General features: G+C 48.4%; 11 protein-coding genes, 9 tRNA genes and 6 rRNA genes. All 26 read right to left on the bottom strand.

The annotated features are described in order from the left end of the window. Positions 1 to 3: 3 nt before the first annotated feature. Entirely contained in the window at positions 4 to 1,383 is a 1,380-nt protein-coding gene (gene radA / locus RH061_RS00600; RefSeq protein ID WP_311073251.1) for a DNA repair protein RadA, read from the bottom strand. 311 nt (positions 1,384 to 1,694) lie between these two features. Further along, a complete protein-coding gene (gene clpC / locus RH061_RS00595) occupies positions 1,695 to 4,133 on the bottom strand; it encodes an ATP-dependent protease ATP-binding subunit ClpC (RefSeq protein WP_311073249.1) in 2,439 nt (812 codons plus the stop codon). A gap of 4 nt (positions 4,134 to 4,137) precedes the next feature. Next, positions 4,138 to 5,220, bottom strand: a complete 1,083-nt coding sequence (locus RH061_RS00590; RefSeq protein WP_311073247.1) for a protein-arginine kinase McsB — start codon at positions 5,218 to 5,220, stop codon at positions 4,138 to 4,140. A gap of 2 nt (positions 5,221 to 5,222) precedes the next feature. Beyond that, positions 5,223 to 5,771: a protein-arginine kinase activator protein McsA gene (locus RH061_RS00585; RefSeq protein ID WP_311073245.1), complete on the bottom strand. Its 549-nt coding sequence runs from the start codon at positions 5,769 to 5,771 to the stop codon at positions 5,223 to 5,225. A 27-nt stretch (positions 5,772 to 5,798) separates the two neighbouring features. Beyond that, positions 5,799 to 6,260, bottom strand: a complete 462-nt coding sequence (locus RH061_RS00580; RefSeq protein WP_167834072.1) for a CtsR family transcriptional regulator — start codon at positions 6,258 to 6,260, stop codon at positions 5,799 to 5,801. 507 nt (positions 6,261 to 6,767) lie between these two features. Further along, positions 6,768 to 6,896, bottom strand: a complete 129-nt coding sequence (locus RH061_RS00575; RefSeq protein WP_311073243.1) for a hypothetical protein — start codon at positions 6,894 to 6,896, stop codon at positions 6,768 to 6,770. 372 nt (positions 6,897 to 7,268) lie between these two features. Then, on the bottom strand, positions 7,269 to 7,688 hold the full coding sequence (locus RH061_RS00570) for a hypothetical protein (RefSeq protein WP_311073241.1): 420 nt from the start codon (positions 7,686 to 7,688) through the stop codon (positions 7,269 to 7,271). 139 nt (positions 7,689 to 7,827) lie between these two features. Further along, a 5S ribosomal RNA gene (gene rrf, locus RH061_RS00565) occupies positions 7,828 to 7,943 on the bottom strand. An 82-nt stretch (positions 7,944 to 8,025) separates the two neighbouring features. Beyond that, positions 8,026 to 10,960 (bottom strand): 23S ribosomal RNA (locus RH061_RS00560). A 206-nt stretch (positions 10,961 to 11,166) separates the two neighbouring features. Continuing rightward, positions 11,167 to 12,716, bottom strand: a 16S ribosomal RNA gene (locus RH061_RS00555). Positions 12,717 to 12,896: 180 nt separating this feature from the next. Beyond that, positions 12,897 to 12,972, bottom strand: a tRNA-Ala gene (locus tag RH061_RS00550). A 19-nt stretch (positions 12,973 to 12,991) separates the two neighbouring features. Continuing rightward, positions 12,992 to 13,068 (bottom strand) — tRNA-Pro (locus tag RH061_RS00545). A gap of 18 nt (positions 13,069 to 13,086) precedes the next feature. Continuing rightward, a tRNA-Arg gene (locus tag RH061_RS00540) sits at positions 13,087 to 13,163 on the bottom strand. Between the two features lie 23 nt (positions 13,164 to 13,186). Next, a tRNA-Leu gene (locus tag RH061_RS00535) sits at positions 13,187 to 13,275 on the bottom strand. 7 nt (positions 13,276 to 13,282) lie between these two features. After that, positions 13,283 to 13,357: transfer RNA gene (locus RH061_RS00530), tRNA-Gly, on the bottom strand. A gap of 37 nt (positions 13,358 to 13,394) precedes the next feature. After that, a tRNA-Leu gene (locus tag RH061_RS00525) sits at positions 13,395 to 13,476 on the bottom strand. A 67-nt stretch (positions 13,477 to 13,543) separates the two neighbouring features. Further along, positions 13,544 to 13,619: transfer RNA gene (locus RH061_RS00520), tRNA-Lys, on the bottom strand. Between the two features lie 10 nt (positions 13,620 to 13,629). After that, positions 13,630 to 13,702 (bottom strand) — tRNA-Thr (locus tag RH061_RS00515). 36 nt (positions 13,703 to 13,738) lie between these two features. After that, positions 13,739 to 13,814, bottom strand: a tRNA-Val gene (locus tag RH061_RS00510). 8 nt (positions 13,815 to 13,822) lie between these two features. After that, a 5S ribosomal RNA gene (gene rrf, locus RH061_RS00505) occupies positions 13,823 to 13,937 on the bottom strand. An 82-nt stretch (positions 13,938 to 14,019) separates the two neighbouring features. After that, positions 14,020 to 16,954, bottom strand: a 23S ribosomal RNA gene (locus RH061_RS00500). A gap of 206 nt (positions 16,955 to 17,160) precedes the next feature. Beyond that, positions 17,161 to 18,710, bottom strand: a 16S ribosomal RNA gene (locus tag RH061_RS00495). The 16S, 23S and 5S rRNA genes sit together here with 9 tRNA genes alongside, the layout of an rRNA operon. A gap of 433 nt (positions 18,711 to 19,143) precedes the next feature. Then, positions 19,144 to 20,628: a lysine--tRNA ligase gene (gene lysS, locus RH061_RS00490; protein WP_311073239.1), complete on the bottom strand. Its 1,485-nt coding sequence runs from the start codon at positions 20,626 to 20,628 to the stop codon at positions 19,144 to 19,146. 209 nt (positions 20,629 to 20,837) lie between these two features. Beyond that, entirely contained in the window at positions 20,838 to 21,839 is a 1,002-nt protein-coding gene (gene dusB, locus RH061_RS00485) for a tRNA dihydrouridine synthase DusB (protein WP_311073237.1), read from the bottom strand. A 35-nt stretch (positions 21,840 to 21,874) separates the two neighbouring features. Continuing rightward, positions 21,875 to 22,078, bottom strand: coding sequence for a helix-turn-helix domain-containing protein (locus tag RH061_RS00480; protein ID WP_311073236.1), 204 nt, complete (start codon positions 22,076 to 22,078; stop codon positions 21,875 to 21,877). Then, positions 22,030 to 22,557 carry a 2-amino-4-hydroxy-6-hydroxymethyldihydropteridine diphosphokinase gene (folK, locus tag RH061_RS00475; RefSeq protein ID WP_311073234.1) on the bottom strand — a complete coding sequence of 176 codons (528 nt, stop codon included), beginning with the start codon at positions 22,555 to 22,557 and terminating at the stop codon, positions 22,030 to 22,032. Before folK ends, RH061_RS00480 begins: the two co-directional genes overlap by 49 nt.

Below are 22,557 nucleotides of genomic sequence, written 5' to 3'. Positions count from 1 at the left end.
CCATCAACCCCCTAAGGTGACTTTTAATGCATGGCTGACCGATGATACCCCGATAAGCTCCACTCCCCTTGGCGGTGTCCATCCGCCAAGATTATTCTCCGGCAAAATAATTCTTTCAAATCCAAGCTTCGCTGCTTCCTGGACGCGCTGTTCAATCCTCGAGACCCTCCTGACTTCACCGGTCAGGCCTACCTCGCCGATGATGCAATCCGAAGCACGAGTCGGTTTATCCCTGAAGCTTGAAGCAATGCTGACAGCCACCGCAAGGTCAATTGCCGGTTCATCCAGCTTCACTCCCCCTGCTACCTTCAAATAAGCATCCTGGTTAGCCAGCAGCAACCCGACACGCTTCTCCAGCACCGCCATCAGCAGCGAGACACGGTTGTGGTCGATACCTGTAGCCATGCGCCTTGGATTCCCAAAGCTCGTTGGCGAGATCAGCGCCTGGATTTCAACCAATACAGGCCGCGTTCCTTCCATAGACGCCACCACGGTTGAACCTGAAGCACCTTGGGATCTTTCCTCTAGAAAAATCTCAGATGGATTTGCCACTTCTTCAAGCCCGACTTCCTTCATTTCAAAAATACCCATTTCATTCGTCGATCCAAATCGGTTTTTTACAGCCCGGAGGATCCGATACGTATGGTGCCTTTCGCCTTCAAAATAGAGAACGGTATCAACCATATGCTCAAGCAGTCTTGGTCCTGCAATTGAGCCTTCCTTCGTTACATGCCCGACGATAAAAATCGCGATTCCCTTTGTTTTCGCAATCCTCATTAACTCGGCTGTACATTCTCTCACCTGTGACACGCTCCCTGGAGCAGAGGTCACTTCCGGATGGAAGATAGTTTGAATCGAATCCACAATGACAAAGTCGGGATTGCTGTTTTCGATCGTAAGGCTGATTTCTTGCAGGTTTGTTTCCGAATATACAAGCAGGTTATCCGATGTCACGCCAAGCCGGTCTGCGCGCAGCTTCGTTTGCCTCATCGACTCCTCACCGGAAATATAAAGGACTGAATGAGCTTTCTTTGCCAGCTGGTAAGAGACCTGCAGCAATAAAGTCGACTTCCCGATACCAGGGTCCCCGCCTATCAGCACAAGCGACCCTCTGACTACTCCGCCGCCAAGTACACGGTTCAACTCATTCAAGTCTGTCGTAATCCGCGGCTCGCTTACCGTTTCAATACTGGTGATCGGAGTGGCCTTTGCGGCAACACTCGTATTTCCTGTATTGGCAAAAGCACCTCTTCTTGTCGATCCAGTGCTTTCCACTTCCTCGACCATCTTATTCCATTGCCCGCATCCCGGACATTTCCCCATCCATTTCGGAGATTCATAGCCACATTCCTGGCACATGAACTTTGTTTTTCTTTTTGCCATTTTCTTAGCCTCTCAATAAAAAAAGTTATTATCTTTATAATAAAGCCAAACAAGTAATAAAAGAAATGATAGCGACTGAAGTCGGTATGTAATTTTTTGTGGCACCTAGTTTACTTAAATTATGTTCATATTCAGATGATGCGATTCCAACTATTTTAGAAAGACAGTATGGGCTTTTACGAATACGAACTTGCATTCGACATTTTATAGGTGGCAAACTTTTTGAGGGGGATTCAGTAAAACTTTCCTTTAGTAAAAAAGGGGTACACGTATTTGTACGTATACCCCTTTTGTTAACATGTTAAGCCATTTTAAGCTTTTGCGGTTTCTTCTGGAGCTTTGACTACAAATTCGCCATTTTCTACATCTATGACGACATTTTGTCCTGTGAGGACGGTGCCCTTGAGCAATTCTTCAGACAGCTGGTCTTCGATGTGCTTTTGGATCGCCCTGCGCAATGGGCGTGCGCCGTATTCTGGATCGTAACCTTCCTCGGAAATCTTCTCTTTAGCCGCTTCTGTCAGTTCTAGCGTGATTTCCTGCTCCTTCAAGCGCTTCACAAGCTGGTCGGACATCAATGTCACGATTTCTTTTAAATGTGGCTTTTCAAGCGCATGGAAGACGATGATTTCATCGATACGGTTCAGGAACTCAGGACGGAATGCTTTTTTCAGCTCTTCCATCACTTTGCCTTTCATATCTTTGTAATCCTGTTCGCCATCCTGGATATTGAAGCCAACATATTTATTACGCTTCAACGCCTCTGCTCCGACATTGGATGTCAGGATCATGATCGTATTGCGGAAATCGACTGTCCGGCCCTTTGAGTCAGTCAAACGGCCATCCTCAAGCACCTGCAGCAGAATATTGAACACGTCTGGATGCGCTTTTTCAATCTCATCCAGCAGGATAACGGAGTATGGCTTTCTGCGTACCTTCTCAGTCAATTGGCCCCCTTCATCATATCCAACATAACCTGGAGGTGAACCAACAAGACGTGAAGTTGAATGCTTCTCCATGTACTCTGACATATCGACGCGAATCATCGCATCTTCATCGCCAAACATGGACTCCGCAAGGGCTCTCGCCAATTCAGTTTTACCGACGCCTGTTGGGCCAAGGAAGATGAAAGAACCTATTGGACGTTTCGGGTCCTTCAAGCCTGCACGAGCACGTCTTACTGCCTTGGAAACAGCTTTTACAGCTTCATCCTGGCCAATGACACGTGAGTGTAGGATTTCCTCAAGGTTCAGAAGTTTATCTGTTTCTGTTTGCGCAAGCTTGGATACAGGAATATTCGTCCAGCTGGACACCACATGCGCGATGTCTTCCACCGTCACTTCACTGTTCTCCTTGCCCTGCTTTTCTTTCCACGACTTCTTCGTATTTTCCAGCTGTTCACGAAGGCGCTGTTCTGTATCTCTTAATGAAGCAGCCTTTTCAAACTCCTGGCTTTGTACAGAAGCATCCTTCTCCTTGCGAACTTCCTCCAGCTTCACCTCAAGCTCTTTAAGGTTTGGCGGAGTTGTATAGGAACGCAGGCGAACTTTCGAACCCGCTTCATCAATTAAGTCAATCGCTTTATCCGGTAGGAAACGGTCAGAAATGTATCGATCAGATAATTTTACCGCCGCTTCAATTGCCTCATCCGTAATTGAAACTCTGTGGTGAGCTTCATAGCGGTCACGAAGCCCTTTTAAAATTTGCACTGACTCCTCAGCTGTTGGCTCATCAACAGTGATCGGCTGGAAGCGTCGTTCTAGTGCAGCATCTTTTTCGATGTATTTCCGGTATTCATCCAATGTCGTCGCGCCGATACACTGCAGTTCTCCGCGAGCCAATGAAGGCTTCAGGATATTGGAAGCGTCGATCGCACCTTCTGCTCCGCCGGCACCGATCAGTGTATGAAGCTCATCGATGAAAAGAATGATATTTCCGGCCTGACGGATTTCGTCCATGACCTTTTTCAAGCGGTCCTCAAACTCACCGCGATATTTCGTTCCTGCAACCACAGTTCCCATATCAAGCGTCATGACACGCTTGTCACGGAGGATTTCCGGCACCTCGTTATTGACGATTTGCTGTGCCAATCCTTCCGCAATCGCTGTTTTACCAACGCCTGGCTCCCCGATCAAGACAGGGTTATTCTTGGTACGGCGGCTTAACACTTCAATGACGCGCTGGATTTCCTTGCTGCGGCCGATGACCGGATCAAGGCTGCCTTCCCTGGCGATTGCCGTTAAGTCTCTTGCAAGGCTATCAAGTGTCGGCGTATTGGCATTAGCCGTTCCGCCTCCCTGATGTCCGGAAGTTTCATTGCTTCCTAGAAGCTGAAGAACCTGCTGGCGCGCTTTGTTGAGGCTGACACCAAGATTGTTCAATACTCTTGCAGCCACGCCCTCTCCCTCTCGAATCAATCCAAGGAGGATATGTTCTGTGCCGACATAGGAATGGCCCAGCTTCCTTGCCTCATCCATGGAAAGCTCGATGACCTTCTTAGCCCTTGGAGTATAGTGGATAGTCTGGGAAGTTTCCTGTCCGCGGCCAATCAGGTTTTCAACTTCCTTCTGGATTTTCTCCGCTCCCAGACCAAGTCCGTAAAGCGCCTTTGCCGCAATGCCCTCACCTTCACGCACCAGGCCAAGTAAGATGTGTTCTGTGCCGATATTGTTATGTCCAAGGCGAATGGCCTCTTCCTGTGCGAGTGCCAATACTTTTTGTGCTCTCTCGGTAAATCGTCCAAACATCATAAGATCATCCTCCTGACTCGTCTTTTGTTTCCATTTTCAAACGTTCTCTTATTAAAGCAGCCCTGCGGATATCCCGCTCATTGGGTCTTAACGGCCCTCCTGCATATTGCTGTAAAAACCCGGGCTGAGTTAATATCATCAATTCATTCAAAATCGATTTTGATATATTTTTTATGAAACCCATATCTATTCCAAGCCTTAAATCAGACAGGCAACGGGCGGCTTCCTTCGTTTCAATGATCCTGCTGTTGGCAAGTGTTCCATATGACCGAAACACTCTGTCTTCTAATTGTATGTTCGAAGTCTTCGCTAATGCTTCCCGCGCCGACCTTTCCTGAGATATAATCTGGCTTACAACACTTTTTAAATCGTCTACGATGTCCTCTTCCGATTTCCCGAGCGTTATTTGGTTCGATATTTGAAAAATATTGCCGAGCGCTTCACTGCCCTCGCCGTAAATACCTCTTACCACCAAACCAAGCTGGTTAATCGCCGGAACAATCCGGTTCATTTGCTGAGTCAAAACAAGGCCAGGCAGGTGCATCATCACCGATGCCCTAAGACCGGTCCCCACATTCGTAGGACAGCTGGTCAAGTATCCAAATTTCTCATCGAACGCATAATTGACATATTCCTCGAGCCAATCATCGATTTCATTGGCCGCCTGTAAAGCTTCACTTAACTGGAAACCTGGGAATATACATTGAATCCTGATATGGTCTTCCTCATTGATCATGATGCTGACTTCTTCATTATCAGATAATAGGACGGCACCATGAACGGAGTTTTCCGCAAGATGCGGACTGATCAAATGCTTCTCAACCAACACCCTCTTCTGCAACGGTGGAATATCATCCATCTTGATTGTTTCCAACTGACCAAATGCAGCTGCTGATGAATTACTGGCACGTTCCATGATCGTACCAATCACTGCTTCTGCCTCTCCATTGGTGAACAGAGTCGGAAAATTATATTCATCAAGATTCCTTGCAAAGCGAATGCGGGAGCTAAGGACGATATCCGAATCAGGTCCATCATCACTCATCCAGGAGCTGACAGCCTGATTGATGAATTTCTCCAATGACAAGGCTACTCCCCTCCCTCTAGACCTGCTGACAATTTCCTTTCAAGTTCCCTTATTTGGTCCCTTGTCTCAGCAGCTTTCTCAAATTCCTCCGCTGAAATGAGGTTTTTCAAGGTTTGCTTAAGCTGGTCAACTGTCTTTCTTAGATGAAGGTCGCCACCGATCCTTTTAGGAATTTTTCCATTATGGACGGAATTTCCGCTATGGAGTCTCCTGACAATCGGGGTCAGCTGTTCGCGAAAAGCATCATAACAAGTCGCACAGCCAAACCTGCCTACCTTTACAAACTGCGGAAACGTCATTGAACATTGCGGGCATTGCACAACCTGCTCCGCTTCAAAAGCTTCCTTTTTCTTTTCAGGAAAAGCAGGCTCCATATTCAGCAAACCAGCAAGCAAGCTATTGATCGAAAAAGCAGGGCCGTTGTTCACCATAAACAATTCGCCTTTTTCTTGTGCGCATATTTCACACAAGTGCAATTCTGATTTTTCTCCATTTGAATAATTCGTGAAGTGCAGCGTTGCCGGCCTTTGATTACACTCTTGGCAGATCATGCCCTCACCTCTTTATCTGCTATGATATTATTTATACTTCAATGCCATAAGCATTGCCTTCAACATCCTCGCACGCAGCTCATCACGCTGCGGAAGCTCTATATACAGGACGGACCTGTCGAGCACACTCAGCATGATCTTCGCCTCACGGTCAGTGACTACATCCTCCTCAACAAGACGGAAGATGACATGCTCAGCGCTGCTTTGCGAAATTCGTGTCTGAATCAAAGACAGTAAATCATCAATCAAATGTGCATGATCATATGCCTGGACTTTGATGATCCGGATGTAGCCTCCGCCACCCCGTTTGCTCTCAACAAGATAGCCCCGTTCAATCGTGAACCTTGTATTGATGACATAATTGATCTGGGACGGCACGCACTGAAATTTATCGGCGATTTCACTTCGCTTGATCTCAACGATGTCCTTATCGCTCATTTCTAAAACCTGCTTAAGGTAATGTTCTATGATGTCCGATATATTCCTCACTAAACCTCCCCCAATCTGACTTTGACTATATTTGACGTTAATTATACAAAAAAATTTTTCCCGTTGCAATGAAAGCATCCTGGATTATGTTCGTCAAAATTATGTATGCCAAAACATGACAATAAGGGGTGTGTTGGTTATTATACCCATTTTAAGGTAAGTGGAAACTTATATCAGAGAACAACCATGAAAAATTTGTGATCAGGAACAGCTTAGGATTGCAGCTGGCAGAAGCGAAGGAAACAATGCAGCTTGAATTTGTATTTGGATGGGATAGAGTAATATGGGTAATTTGATATGAAAATGATTGATATATCTTATTGTCTAAGGATTTAACCTGTGCCTGTATCCACTAACTTGCTAACCTACCAAAGAAGATAATGAAAGCTAAAAATGCTGAAAGCCCTAATGTCAGTAAGATTGTTAATAAACTCCTGGCCATGCCCTTCCAATCTTTCATACCTGAGAGGCCGATGACTCCAATAAATAAAGTCAGTAAAGTGGCACCTAAAAGCAGGACGTGTGGATATGCTCCAAAATGATGTAATCATTTGGGCCTGTAGAGGAAACGACGAAAAATAGTAAAACCCAGATGATCGATAGAAAGAATGACCAATAATTCAATTGTCTTGTCATGGGTTCCTCCTATTAGCATTATAGATATTTGATCTATCTATTAAAGAAACAACAGTAGCTTATGATTTAATTAATTCAACAAAAGATTCATTTATCCTTCTGTGCTATATAGACACGGTTGTATTATTCTATGTATATAGATATCGACTGAGTTCCAGTCGTATATGGTTGTTTGCCAACATCAAGACCATTTCGCCTTTTTGTGGCGGAAGTTGCTTATAGTTCTTACAGAATTTTATGCTGCTGCTCCAAACTTGTCTTAAGTTGTGCTGGGTTAAGACAACTTTTCTACTTTTTCCTCCAAACCTGTCTCAAGTTGCCTCATCTTCTGACAACTTTTCTACTCTTCCTCCAAACTTGTCCGAAGTTGCCTCAAGTTCTGACAACTTTTCTACTTTTTCCTTCAAACCTGTCTAAAGTTGCTTCTACTTCTGACAACTTTTCCTCCTTTTCCACCAAACCTGTCTGAAGTCGGCTCATCTTCTGACAACTTTTCCTGCTTTCTCTCCAAACCTGTCTGAAGTTGCTTCTACTTCTGACAACTTTTCCTGCTTTCTCTCCAAACCTGTCTAAAGTTGCTTCTACTTCTGACAACTTTTCCTCCTTTTCCACCAAACCTGTCTGAAGTTGGCTCATCTTCTGACAACTTTTCCTGCTTTCTCTCCAAACCTGTCTAAAGTTGCTTCTACTTCTGACAACTTTTCCTGCTTTTCCACCAAACCTGTCTAAAGTTGGCTCATCTTCTGACAGCTTTTCATGTTTTTCCTTCAAACCTGTCTGAAGTTGGCTCATCTTCTGACAGCTTTTCCTGCTTCTCTCCAAACCTGTCTGAAGTCAGCATAAATATATTCAGTTGTTGCGATATTTCCCGCTTCCTTCTTATAAATCTGCACACAAAAAAAGAACAGCCATTACAGCTGTTCTTTCGTTTGCCCGGCGGCGTCCTACTCTCACAGGGGGAAACCCCCAACTACCATCGGCGCTGAGAAGCTTAACTTCCGTGTTCGGTATGGGAACGGGTGTGACCTTCTCGCCATCGCCACCAGACTATTTGATTGGAAGGAAATTATTTATTCCTTCAAAACTAGATAATGTTGTAAGAAGAATTCAAGAAGAACGAATGATCAATTTGGTTAAGTCCTCGAACGATTAGTATCAGTCAGCTCCACACGTCACCGCGCTTCCACCTCTGACCTATCAACCTGATCATCTTTCAGGGTTCTTACTAGCTTGCGCTATGGGAAATCTCATCTTGAGGGGGGCTTCATGCTTAGATGCTTTCAGCACTTATCCCGTCCGCACATAGCTACCCAGCGATGCCTTTGGCAAGACAACTGGTACACCAGCGGTGCGTCCATCCCGGTCCTCTCGTACTAAGGACAGCTCCTCTCAAATTTCCTGCGCCCACGACGGATAGGGACCGAACTGTCTCACGACGTTCTGAACCCAGCTCGCGTACCGCTTTAATGGGCGAACAGCCCAACCCTTGGGACCGACTACAGCCCCAGGATGCGATGAGCCGACATCGAGGTGCCAAACCTCCCCGTCGATGTGGACTCTTGGGGGAGATAAGCCTGTTATCCCCGGGGTAGCTTTTATCCGTTGAGCGATGGCCCTTCCATGCGGAACCACCGGATCACTAAGCCCGACTTTCGTCCCTGCTCGACTTGTAGGTCTCGCAGTCAAGCTCCCTTGTGCCTTTACACTCTGCGAATGATTTCCAACCATTCTGAGGGAACCTTTGGGCGCCTCCGTTACTCTTTAGGAGGCGACCGCCCCAGTCAAACTGCCCACCTGACACTGTCTCCCGCCCCGATCAGGGGCGCGGGTTAGAATTTCAATACAGCCAGGGTAGTATCCCACCGACGCCTCCACCGAAGCTGGCGCTCCGGTTTCTCAGGCTCCTACCTATCCTGTACAAGCTGTACCAAAATTCAATATCAGGCTACAGTAAAGCTCCACGGGGTCTTTCCGTCCTGTCGCGGGTAACCTGCATCTTCACAGGTACTATAATTTCACCGAGTCTCTCGTTGAGACAGTGCCCAGATCGTTACGCCTTTCGTGCGGGTCGGAACTTACCCGACAAGGAATTTCGCTACCTTAGGACCGTTATAGTTACGGCCGCCGTTTACTGGGGCTTCGATTCAGAGCTTCGCGTGAGCTAACCCCTCCTCTTAACCTTCCAGCACCGGGCAGGCGTCAGCCCCTATACTTCGCCTTGCGGCTTCGCAGAGACCTGTGTTTTTGCTAAACAGTCGCCTGGGCCTATTCACTGCGGCTCATCCGGGCTATTCACCCAAATGAGCACCCCTTCTCCCGAAGTTACGGGGTCATTTTGCCGAGTTCCTTAACGAGAGTTCTCTCGCTCACCTTAGGATTCTCTCCTCGCCTACCTGTGTCGGTTTGCGGTACGGGCACCATTTATCTCGCTAGAGGCTTTTCTTGGCAGTGTGGAATCAGGAACTTCGGTACTATATTTCCCTCGCTGTCACAGCTCAGCCTTCACGCAAGCGGGATTTGCCTCACTTGCAGCCTAACTGCTTAGACGCGCATATCCAACAGCGCGCTTACCCTATCCTCCTGCGTCCCCCCGTCGCTCAAACGATAAAGAGGTGGTACAGGAATATCAACCTGTTGTCCATCGCCTACGCCTTTCGGCCTCGGCTTAGGTCCCGACTAACCCTGAGAGGACGAGCCTTCCTCAGGAAACCTTAGGCATTCGGTGGATGGGATTCTCACCCATCTTTCGCTACTCATACCGGCATTCTCACTTCTAAGCGCTCCACCAGTCCTTACGGTCTGACTTCAACGCCCTTAGAACGCTCTCCTACCACTGACATCTAAGATGTCAATCCACAGCTTCGGTGATACGTTTAGCCCCGGTACATTTTCGGCGCAGAGTCACTCGACCAGTGAGCTATTACGCACTCTTTAAATGGTGGCTGCTTCTAAGCCAACATCCTGGTTGTCTAAGCAACTCCACATCCTTTTCCACTTAACGTATACTTTGGGACCTTAGCTGGTGGTCTGGGCTGTTTCCCTTTTGACTACGGATCTTATCACTCGCAGTCTGACTCCCACGGATAAGTCTTTGGCATTCGGAGTTTGTCTGAATTCGGTAACCCGATGAGGGCCCCTAGTCCAAACAGTGCTCTACCTCCAAGACTCTTACAACGTGAGGCTAGCCCTAAAGCTATTTCGGAGAGAACCAGCTATCTCCAAGTTCGATTGGAATTTCTCCGCTACCCACACCTCATCCCCGCACTTTTCAACGTGCGTGGGTTCGGGCCTCCAGTTGGTGTTACCCAACCTTCACCCTGGACATGGGTAGATCACCTGGTTTCGGGTCTACGACCACATACTCATTCGCCCTATTCAGACTCGCTTTCGCTGCGGCTCCGTCTTCTCAACTTAACCTTGCATGTAATCGTAACTCGCCGGTTCATTCTACAAAAGGCACGCCATCACCCATGAACGGGCTCTGACTACTTGTAGGCACACGGTTTCAGGATCTCTTTCACTCCCCTTCCGGGGTGCTTTTCACCTTTCCCTCACGGTACTGGTTCACTATCGGTCACTAGGGAGTATTTAGCCTTGGGAGATGGTCCTCCCAGCTTCCGACGGGATTTCACGTGTCCCGCCGTACTCAGGATCCACTCAGGAGGGAACGAAGTTTCAACTACAGGGTTTTTACCTTCTCTGACGGGCCTTTCCAGACCACTTCATCTACCCCGTTCCTTTGTAACTCCATGTAGAGTGTCCTACAACCCCAAGAGGCAAGCCTCTTGGTTTGGGCTATGTCCCGTTTCGCTCGCCGCTACTCAGGGAATCGCGTTTGCTTTCTCTTCCTCCGGGTACTTAGATGTTTCAGTTCCCCGGGTCTGCCTTCAATACCCTATGTATTCAGGTAAAGATACTGTTCCATTACGAACAGTGGGTTTCCCCATTCGGAAATCTCCGGATCAAAGCTTACTTACAGCTCCCCGAAGCATATCGGTGTTAGTCCCGTCCTTCATCGGCTCCTAGTGCCAAGGCATCCACCGTGCGCCCTTTCTAACTTAACCTAAAAGGTCATTTCTCTATTGAATAGAGAGAAAACTAAAATGGCGATCACTCGGTTTTTCTTGGTTCTTCTTACTTACGATTATCTAGTTTTCAAGGAACAAAAAAGCTTTGAGAGAATTGCTCCCTCAAAACTAAACAAACAAGCTAGTCAACAGTACGAATCGTAAGATTCGCATTCCGATTGCCATTACGGCAATATCCTTAGAAAGGAGGTGATCCAGCCGCACCTTCCGATACGGCTACCTTGTTACGACTTCACCCCAATCATCTGTCCCACCTTAGGCGGCTGGCTCCAAAAGGTTACCCCACCGACTTCGGGTGTTACAAACTCTCGTGGTGTGACGGGCGGTGTGTACAAGGCCCGGGAACGTATTCACCGCGGCATGCTGATCCGCGATTACTAGCGATTCCGGCTTCATGCAGGCGAGTTGCAGCCTGCAATCCGAACTGAGAATGGATTTATGGGATTGGCTCGACCTCGCGGCTTCGCGACCCTTTGTTCCATCCATTGTAGCACGTGTGTAGCCCAGGTCATAAGGGGCATGATGATTTGACGTCATCCCCACCTTCCTCCGGTTTGTCACCGGCAGTCACCTTAGAGTGCCCAACTGAATGCTGGCAACTAAGATCAAGGGTTGCGCTCGTTGCGGGACTTAACCCAACATCTCACGACACGAGCTGACGACAACCATGCACCACCTGTCACTCTGTCCCCCGAAGGGGAACGCCCTATCTCTAGGGTTGTCAGAGGATGTCAAGACCTGGTAAGGTTCTTCGCGTTGCTTCGAATTAAACCACATGCTCCACCGCTTGTGCGGGCCCCCGTCAATTCCTTTGAGTTTCAGCCTTGCGGCCGTACTCCCCAGGCGGAGTGCTTAATGCGTTTGCTGCAGCACTAAAGGGCGGAAACCCTCTAACACTTAGCACTCATCGTTTACGGCGTGGACTACCAGGGTATCTAATCCTGTTCGCTCCCCACGCTTTCGCGCCTCAGCGTCAGTTACAGACCAGAGAGCCGCCTTCGCCACTGGTGTTCCTCCACATCTCTACGCATTTCACCGCTACACGTGGAATTCCGCTCTCCTCTTCTGCACTCAAGTTCCCCAGTTTCCAATGACCCTCCCCGGTTGAGCCGGGGGCTTTCACATCAGACTTAAGGAACCGCCTGCGCGCGCTTTACGCCCAATAATTCCGGACAACGCTTGCCACCTACGTATTACCGCGGCTGCTGGCACGTAGTTAGCCGTGGCTTTCTGGTCAGGTACCGTCAAGGTACCGGCAGTTACTCCGGTACTTGTTCTTCCCTGACAACAGAACTTTACGACCCGAAGGCCTTCATCGTTCACGCGGCGTTGCTCCGTCAGACTTTCGTCCATTGCGGAAGATTCCCTACTGCTGCCTCCCGTAGGAGTCTGGGCCGTGTCTCAGTCCCAGTGTGGCCGATCACCCTCTCAGGTCGGCTACGCATCGTTGCCTTGGTGAGCCGTTACCTCACCAACTAGCTAATGCGCCGCGGGCCCATCTGTAAGTGACAGCCGAAACCGTCTTTCAGCTTTCCCTCATGTGAGGGAAAGGATTATCCGGTATTAGCTCCGGTTTCCCGAAGTTATCCCAGTCTTACAGGCAGGTTGCCCACGTGTTACTCACCCGTCCGCCGCTGATCTTCAAAAGCAAGCTAATGAAGATCCGCTCGACTTGCATGTATTAGGCACGCCGCCAGCGTTCGTCCTGAGCCAGGATCAAACTCTCCAAGAAAGAGTTATGAGTTAGCTCATAAGTTAAAACGTTGGCTCATGATCTTCTATAATAGAAGCCATGAAAATTTATTGTTTGTTGACGCTTGTTTGTTTAGTTTTCAAAGAACAATTCACCGACCAATTCATCACGTCAGCTTTAATATACTAACATGTATGTTTAATATGGTCAAATGTTTTTTGGTGGAGCCTAGCGGGATCGAACCGCTGACCTCCTGCGTGCAAGGCAGGCGCTCTCCCAGCTGAGCTAAGGCCCCGTATTATTTAGGAATAAGATGGTCGGGAAGACAGGATTCGAACCTGCGACCCCTTGGTCCCAAACCAAGTGCTCTACCAAGCTGAGCTACTCCCCGTTAAATGAGAAAAAATAATGGCGCGCCCGAAAGGAGTCGAACCCATAACCTTCTGATCCGTAGTCAGACGCTCTATCCAATTGAGCTACGGGCGCATATATAGAATTTTAAGCTTGCTTGGTGCCGAGGACCGGAATCGAACCGGTACGGTAGTCACCTACCGCAGGATTTTAAGTCCTGTGCGTCTGCCAGTTCCGCCACCCCGGCTAAGAAATGGAGCGGAAGACGGGATTCGAACCCGCGACCCCAACCTTGGCAAGGTTGTATTCTACCACTGAACTACTTCCGCAATATAGAAAGTTTTTCGCGTTAGCAAAAAACTTTGATGCGGGTGAAGGGAGTCGAACCCCCACGCCTTGCGGCGCCAGATCCTAAGTCTGGTGCGTCTGCCAATTCCGCCACACCCGCATATGAAATTATGAATCCGCCGAAGCAGAAGTTAAGGAAGATTATTTTCGCTGGCGCGAAAAAATCTTGGTGAGCCATGAAGGACTCGAACCTTCGACCCTCTGATTAAAAGTCAGATGCTCTACCGACTGAGCTAATGGCTCGTACAAAAGGTGCCGGCAAGAGGACTTGAACCCCCAACCTACTGATTACAAGTCAGTTGCTCTACCAATTGAGCTACACCGGCAAGTTAGTTAAGATGAGTTTCACTTAGTGAAATATATGGTGGAGGATGACGGGATCGAACCGCCGACCCTCTGCTTGTAAGGCAGATGCTCTCCCAGCTGAGCTAATCCTCCATATATATGCCCGGCGGCGTCCTACTCTCACAGGGGGAACCCCCAACTACCATCGGCGCTGAGAAGCTTAACTTCCGTGTTCGGTATGGGAACGGGTGTGACCTTCTCGCCATCGCCACCAGACTATTTGATTGAAAGAAAAGTATTTATTCCTTCAAAACTAGATAATGTTGTAAGAAGAATTCAAGAAGAACGAATGATCAATTTGGTTAAGTCCTCGAACGATTAGTATCAGTCAGCTCCACACGTCACCGCGCTTCCACCTCTGACCTATCAACCTGATCATCTTTCAGGGTTCTTACTAGCTTGCGCTATGGGAAATCTCATCTTGAGGGGGGCTTCATGCTTAGATGCTTTCAGCACTTATCCCGTCCGCACATAGCTACCCAGCGATGCCTTTGGCAAGACAACTGGTACACCAGCGGTGCGTCCATCCCGGTCCTCTCGTACTAAGGACAGCTCCTCTCAAATTTCCTGCGCCCACGACGGATAGGGACCGAACTGTCTCACGACGTTCTGAACCCAGCTCGCGTACCGCTTTAATGGGCGAACAGCCCAACCCTTGGGACCGACTACAGCCCCAGGATGCGATGAGCCGACATCGAGGTGCCAAACCTCCCCGTCGATGTGGACTCTTGGGGGAGATAAGCCTGTTATCCCCGGGGTAGCTTTTATCCGTTGAGCGATGGCCCTTCCATGCGGAACCACCGGATCACTAAGCCCGACTTTCGTCCCTGCTCGACTTGTAGGTCTCGCAGTCAAGCTCCCTTGTGCCTTTACACTCTGCGAATGATTTCCAACCATTCTGAGGGAACCTTTGGGCGCCTCCGTTACTCTTTAGGAGGCGACCGCCCCAGTCAAACTGCCCACCTGACACTGTCTCCCGCCCCGATCAGGGGCGCGGGTTAGAATTTCAATACAGCCAGGGTAGTATCCCACCGACGCCTCCACCGAAGCTGGCGCTCCGGTTTCTCAGGCTCCTACCTATCCTGTACAAGCTGTACCAAAATTCAATATCAGGCTACAGTAAAGCTCCACGGGGTCTTTCCGTCCTGTCGCGGGTAACCTGCATCTTCACAGGTACTATAATTTCACCGAGTCTCTCGTTGAGACAGTGCCCAGATCGTTACGCCTTTCGTGCGGGTCGGAACTTACCCGACAAGGAATTTCGCTACCTTAGGACCGTTATAGTTACGGCCGCCGTTTACTGGGGCTTCGATTCAGAGCTTCGCGTGAGCTAACCCCTCCTCTTAACCTTCCAGCACCGGGCAGGCGTCAGCCCCTATACTTCGCCTTGCGGCTTCGCAGAGACCTGTGTTTTTGCTAAACAGTCGCCTGGGCCTATTCACTGCGGCTCATCCGGGCTATTCACCCAAATGAGCACCCCTTCTCCCGAAGTTACGGGGTCATTTTGCCGAGTTCCTTAACGAGAGTTCTCTCGCTCACCTTAGGATTCTCTCCTCGCCTACCTGTGTCGGTTTGCGGTACGGGCACCATTTATCTCGCTAGAGGCTTTTCTTGGCAGTGTGGAATCAGGAACTTCGGTACTATATTTCCCTCGCTGTCACAGCTCAGCCTTCACGCAAGCGGGATTTGCCTCACTTGCAGCCTAACTGCTTAGACGCGCATATCCAACAGCGCGCTTACCCTATCCTCCTGCGTCCCCCCGTCGCTCAAACGATAAAGAGGTGGTACAGGAATATCAACCTGTTGTCCATCGCCTACGCCTTTCGGCCTCGGCTTAGGTCCCGACTAACCCTGAGAGGACGAGCCTTCCTCAGGAAACCTTAGGCATTCGGTGGATGGGATTCTCACCCATCTTTCGCTACTCATACCGGCATTCTCACTTCTAAGCGCTCCACCAGTCCTTACGGTCTGACTTCAACGCCCTTAGAACGCTCTCCTACCACTGACATCTAAGATGTCAATCCACAGCTTCGGTGATACGTTTAGCCCCGGTACATTTTCGGCGCAGAGTCACTCGACCAGTGAGCTATTACGCACTCTTTAAATGGTGGCTGCTTCTAAGCCAACATCCTGGTTGTCTAAGCAACTCCACATCCTTTTCCACTTAACGTATACTTTGGGACCTTAGCTGGTGGTCTGGGCTGTTTCCCTTTTGACTACGGATCTTATCACTCGCAGTCTGACTCCCACGGATAAGTCTTTGGCATTCGGAGTTTGTCTGAATTCGGTAACCCGATGAGGGCCCCTAGTCCAAACAGTGCTCTACCTCCAAGACTCTTACAACGTGAGGCTAGCCCTAAAGCTATTTCGGAGAGAACCAGCTATCTCCAAGTTCGATTGGAATTTCTCCGCTACCCACACCTCATCCCCGCACTTTTCAACGTGCGTGGGTTCGGGCCTCCAGTTGGTGTTACCCAACCTTCACCCTGGACATGGGTAGATCACCTGGTTTCGGGTCTACGACCACATACTCATTCGCCCTATTCAGACTCGCTTTCGCTGCGGCTCCGTCTTCTCAACTTAACCTTGCATGTAATCGTAACTCGCCGGTTCATTCTACAAAAGGCACGCCATCACCCATGAACGGGCTCTGACTACTTGTAGGCACACGGTTTCAGGATCTCTTTCACTCCCCTTCCGGGGTGCTTTTCACCTTTCCCTCACGGTACTGGTTCACTATCGGTCACTAGGGAGTATTTAGCCTTGGGAGATGGTCCTCCCAGCTTCCGACGGGATTTCACGTGTCCCGCCGTACTCAGGATCCACTCAGGAGGGAACGAAGTTTCAACTACAGGGTTTTTACCTTCTCTGACGGGCCTTTCCAGACCACTTCATCTACCCCGTTCCTTTGTAACTCCATGTAGAGTGTCCTACAACCCCAAGAGGCAAGCCTCTTGGTTTGGGCTATGTCCCGTTTCGCTCGCCGCTACTCAGGGAATCGCGTTTGCTTTCTCTTCCTCCGGGTACTTAGATGTTTCAGTTCCCCGGGTCTGCCTTCAATACCCTATGTATTCAGGTAAAGATACTGTTCCATTACGAACAGTGGGTTTCCCCATTCGGAAATCTCCGGATCAAAGCTTACTTACAGCTCCCCGAAGCATATCGGTGTTAGTCCCGTCCTTCATCGGCTCCTAGTGCCAAGGCATCCACCGTGCGCCCTTTCTAACTTAACCTAAAAGGTCATTTCTCTATTGAATAGAGAGAAAACTAAAATGGCGATCACTCGGTTTTTCTTGGTTCTTCTTACTTACGATTATCTAGTTTTCAAGGAACAAAAAAGCTTTGAGAGAATTGCTCCCTCAAAACTAAACAAACAAGCTAGTCAACAGTACGAATCGTAAGATTCGCATTCCGATTGCCATTACGGCAATATCCTTAGAAAGGAGGTGATCCAGCCGCACCTTCCGATACGGCTACCTTGTTACGACTTCACCCCAATCATCTGTCCCACCTTAGGCGGCTGGCTCCAAAAGGTTACCCCACCGACTTCGGGTGTTACAAACTCTCGTGGTGTGACGGGCGGTGTGTACAAGGCCCGGGAACGTATTCACCGCGGCATGCTGATCCGCGATTACTAGCGATTCCGGCTTCATGCAGGCGAGTTGCAGCCTGCAATCCGAACTGAGAATGGATTTATGGGATTGGCTCGACCTCGCGGCTTCGCGACCCTTTGTTCCATCCATTGTAGCACGTGTGTAGCCCAGGTCATAAGGGGCATGATGATTTGACGTCATCCCCACCTTCCTCCGGTTTGTCACCGGCAGTCACCTTAGAGTGCCCAACTGAATGCTGGCAACTAAGATCAAGGGTTGCGCTCGTTGCGGGACTTAACCCAACATCTCACGACACGAGCTGACGACAACCATGCACCACCTGTCACTCTGTCCCCCGAAGGGGAACGCCCTATCTCTAGGGTTGTCAGAGGATGTCAAGACCTGGTAAGGTTCTTCGCGTTGCTTCGAATTAAACCACATGCTCCACCGCTTGTGCGGGCCCCCGTCAATTCCTTTGAGTTTCAGCCTTGCGGCCGTACTCCCCAGGCGGAGTGCTTAATGCGTTTGCTGCAGCACTAAAGGGCGGAAACCCTCTAACACTTAGCACTCATCGTTTACGGCGTGGACTACCAGGGTATCTAATCCTGTTCGCTCCCCACGCTTTCGCGCCTCAGCGTCAGTTACAGACCAGAGAGCCGCCTTCGCCACTGGTGTTCCTCCACATCTCTACGCATTTCACCGCTACACGTGGAATTCCGCTCTCCTCTTCTGCACTCAAGTTCCCCAGTTTCCAATGACCCTCCCCGGTTGAGCCGGGGGCTTTCACATCAGACTTAAGGAACCGCCTGCGCGCGCTTTACGCCCAATAATTCCGGACAACGCTTGCCACCTACGTATTACCGCGGCTGCTGGCACGTAGTTAGCCGTGGCTTTCTGGTCAGGTACCGTCAAGGTACCGGCAGTTACTCCGGTACTTGTTCTTCCCTGACAACAGAACTTTACGACCCGAAGGCCTTCATCGTTCACGCGGCGTTGCTCCGTCAGACTTTCGTCCATTGCGGAAGATTCCCTACTGCTGCCTCCCGTAGGAGTCTGGGCCGTGTCTCAGTCCCAGTGTGGCCGATCACCCTCTCAGGTCGGCTACGCATCGTTGCCTTGGTGAGCCGTTACCTCACCAACTAGCTAATGCGCCGCGGGCCCATCTGTAAGTGACAGCCGAAACCGTCTTTCAGCTTTCCCTCATGTGAGGGAAAGGATTATCCGGTATTAGCTCCGGTTTCCCGAAGTTATCCCAGTCTTACAGGCAGGTTGCCCACGTGTTACTCACCCGTCCGCCGCTGATCTTCAAAAGCAAGCTAATGAAGATCCGCTCGACTTGCATGTATTAGGCACGCCGCCAGCGTTCGTCCTGAGCCAGGATCAAACTCTCCAAGAAAGAGTTATGAGTTAGCTCATAAGTTAAAACGTTGGCTCATGATCTTCTATAATAGAAGCCATGAAAATTTATTGTTTGTTGACGCTTGTTTGTTTAGTTTTCAAAGAACAATTTGTTTTGTTGCTCCGTTAGAAGCAACTCTTATATATTATCAGGTTGAAAACCCGATGTCAATAAGTTTTTTTGTTTTCTTTGCTGCTAACTAAGTAGCTCGTAGCAACAGATATAAATATAGCACCTTTATTCTGCAATGGCAATATCTTTTCACTATTTTTATTCATGTAATTAAAAGAAAGATAATTCATATTTCTGTGTCCAAATAATACAAAGAAACACAGTAAATCTTATGTTGTAATAGAAAGGATTAAATTCAATCGCGATCAGAACAAAAAAGACAAAACGACCTCAGCCGTTTTGCCTTTACTTCTATCTATTAACGATGACGCATCAACGGGAATAATAGTACGTCCCTGATGGATGGTGAATTTGTCAGGAGCATAACCAGTCGGTCGATCCCGATACCCAGTCCGCCTGTTGGAGGCATTCCGTATTCCAGCGCTTCAATGAAGTCATCGTCCATTTCATGCGCTTCGTCGTTTCCTTGTTCCTTTTCTTTTAACTGCGCTTCAAAACGCTCTCTCTGGTCGATTGGATCGTTCAGCTCGGTAAATGCATTTGCATGCTCCCTTGCTACGATGAACAATTCAAAACGGTCAGTGAAGCGAGAATCATCATCATTCTTTTTCGCCAAAGGAGAAATATCAACCGGATGGCCGTAGATGAATGTTGGCTGGATCAGGTGCTCTTCAACCTTTTGCTCGAAAAATTCATTGACGATATGGCCATACTGCATATGCTCGGTGATTTCCACTCCGTGCTCCTTCGCAAGCGCACGAGCTTCTTCCGTGCTCATTTGCGGCCAGAAATCCACTCCTGTATGTTCCTTGATCGCATCTACCATGTGGACTCTCTTCCACTCTGGCTTAAGATCGATTTCATACTCGCCATACTGGATTGTTGTTGTTCCAAGAACATCCTGAGCGATGTACGCAACCATGTTCTCAGTCAGGGACATGATGTCTCTCCAGTCAGCATATGCTTCATAAAGCTCAAGCATAGTGAATTCCGGATTGTGTCTTGTCGATACACCTTCATTACGGAATACACGGCCAATCTCATATACTTTTTCAAGGCCGCCGACAATCAGCCGCTTTAAGTGAAGCTCGATTGCGATTCGCATGTATAGCTGCATATCAAGCGCGTTATGGTGCGTGATGAACGGACGTGCTGAAGCTCCGCCGGCGATGGAGTGCATTAATGGCGTTTCAACTTCTAGATAACCTTGTCCATCAAGATAGCGGCGCATGGATTGGATGATGCGGCTGCGGTTGATGAAAGTCGTCTTGCTGTCATTGCTTGTAATCAGGTCAAGGTAACGCTGGCGATAGCGCTGCTCGACATCCTTCAATCCGTGGAACTTTTCAGGAAGCGGGCGCAGTGCCTTTGTTAAGAACACGAAATCTTGAGCTTTGATTGAAAGCTCGCCAACCTTTGTTTTAAATAGAGTTCCTTCTACACCGATAATGTCACCAAGGTCAGCAGAATCAAATATTCCGTATTGTTCTTCACCGACTGCATCCTGGCGTACATAAATCTGGATCTGGCCAGCAAGGTCCTGGATATGCGCGAAGCCTGCTTTTCCTTTTCCACGCTTAGTCATGATCCGTCCAGCTATCTTCACCGAAACATTCTTCGCTTCGATTTCTTCCTTTTCCAGTTCTCCATATTCACTAATTAGTTCTTCTGTCAGATGAGTACGCTCAAAACGTTTTCCGAATGGATCCATGCCTTTTTCACGCAATGAATTCATCTTGTCCCTTCTGACTCTGAGCTGGTCATTCAATTCTTCATGACTCATGTCGCTTTCACTCCAATATATAAAATAAATTTCTTATGTAATCCTGAGTATGTTGATGGATACTTTTATTATTTTACACAAACTATCGTATTCAGACATTAAAAATCTCTTTTTTATCGCCAAATAGATAAAAAACTGCCAGTTTGACCACTGGCAGTTACATTTAAGGTTAAAGGTATTATAGGAAAAGTGACGATTAATGTCAATTTTTATCCAACCTGGTTTGCTAATTGCTCTTTCGCTTCCGCTTCATCCGCAAATTTTTTCAGCAAACTGACAAGTTCGTCTCTTGTAGAGCATTCATTAATGCCGTTACGGACAGTTGCGTTGCCGCGGATTCCCTTCAGGTACCACGCAGCATGCTTGCGCATTTCACGGACGGCAATGTGCTCGTTCTTCAAATCAATCAGGCGGTCAAGGTGCAGGATGCTGACATCGATTTTTTCGCGTGCGCTTGGTTCACCCATTAATTCACCTGTTTCCAGGTATTTTACCGTACGATAGATCATCCATGGATTACCGAGTGCAGCTCGTCCGATCATGACTCCGTCCGCACCAGTCACGTCAAGCATTCTCTTGGCATCCTGAGGAGTCTGCACATCACCATTCCCAATCACAGGGATATTGACTGCCTGCTTCACGTCCCGGATGATATCCCAGTTCGCTGTTCCTTCATACATCTGTATACGTGTACGGCCGTGAAGGGCCACTGCACTTCCACCTGCACGTTCTACAGCTCGGGCATTCTCGATGGCGAAAATATGTTCGTCATCCCAGCCCATTCGCATTTTGACAGTAACTGGCTTATCAACTGCATCTACGACTGCTGATACCATTTCATAGATTTTGTTTGGGTCAAGCAGCCATTTCGCACCTGCATCACATTTCGTGATCTTCGGTACTGGACATCCCATATTAATATCAATAATGTCGGCATTCGTATTTTTGTCCACATATTGCGCTGCCTGGACAAGCGTTTCCTTTTCACCGCCAAAAATCTGCAGGCTGAGCGGCTTTTCTCGTTCATCTATATATAACATGTCGAGTGTTCGATTGTTTTGAGAAACAATGCCTTTGTCGCTGACCATTTCGGCACATACAAGTCCGGCGCCAAATTCTTTGACGGTCAGGCGGAACGCTGAGTTACAGATGCCGGCCATTGGCGCAAGGACAACCTGGTTCTTCATTTCAATATCGCCAATCTTAAGCATGCTCTGCCTCCTTTGAGTTGATCGATCTATAAACTCTACTGTGGGGTTAGTTCATCTATTTCGACACCCAGGAATTCTGCAATTTTGACTATCAGTCTTTCATCAGGCATCCTGTTGCCACGTTCGATTTCCCCAAGGATGGAAACCGATAAACCTAGCTCTTTAGCGAAGCTTTCCTGTGTAAAACCCTTCAGCTTTCGATAAGCGCGAATACGTCTTCCCCATTTTTCTGCTTCCATATTCGTACTCCTTCTCTATCCGGTATACTTAGTAAACAGTCTTTCAGCGGCCCCTTCATGGTCGGGAGCATGAGATTCGGTTCCATTTCAAGCAATGGAAGGATTACAAATGCGCGTTCGCTCATCCGAGGGTGCGGAATTGTAAGCTTCTCTGTTTCAATATTCTCGTGATTGAACAGCAAAATGTCAAGGTCCAAAGTTCTAGGACCCCACTTTATTTCCCTTTTTCTCCCAAGTTTTAACTCAATCTCCAGGCATGTATCGAGCAGTTCGAAAGAAGAAAGGCTTGTCTCTACTTGAATGGCCATATTCAAAAATTGATCCTGGTCAGTATAGCCTACAGGGTCGGTCTCATAGATGGAAGAAGTATTTACCACTGTGATGTCTTCACGGCTTTCAAGGAGGATAATGGCCTGTGTTAAATATCCAAGCCGGTCACCCATATTGGAGCCTAACGCAATATATGCTTTATTTTCCAC

The sequence above is a fragment of the Mesobacillus jeotgali genome (assembly GCF_031759225.1).
GTDB lineage: Bacteria > Bacillota > Bacilli > Bacillales > Cytobacillaceae > Mesobacillus > Mesobacillus jeotgali_B.
This window is presented reverse-complemented; position numbering and strand designations above follow the sequence as displayed.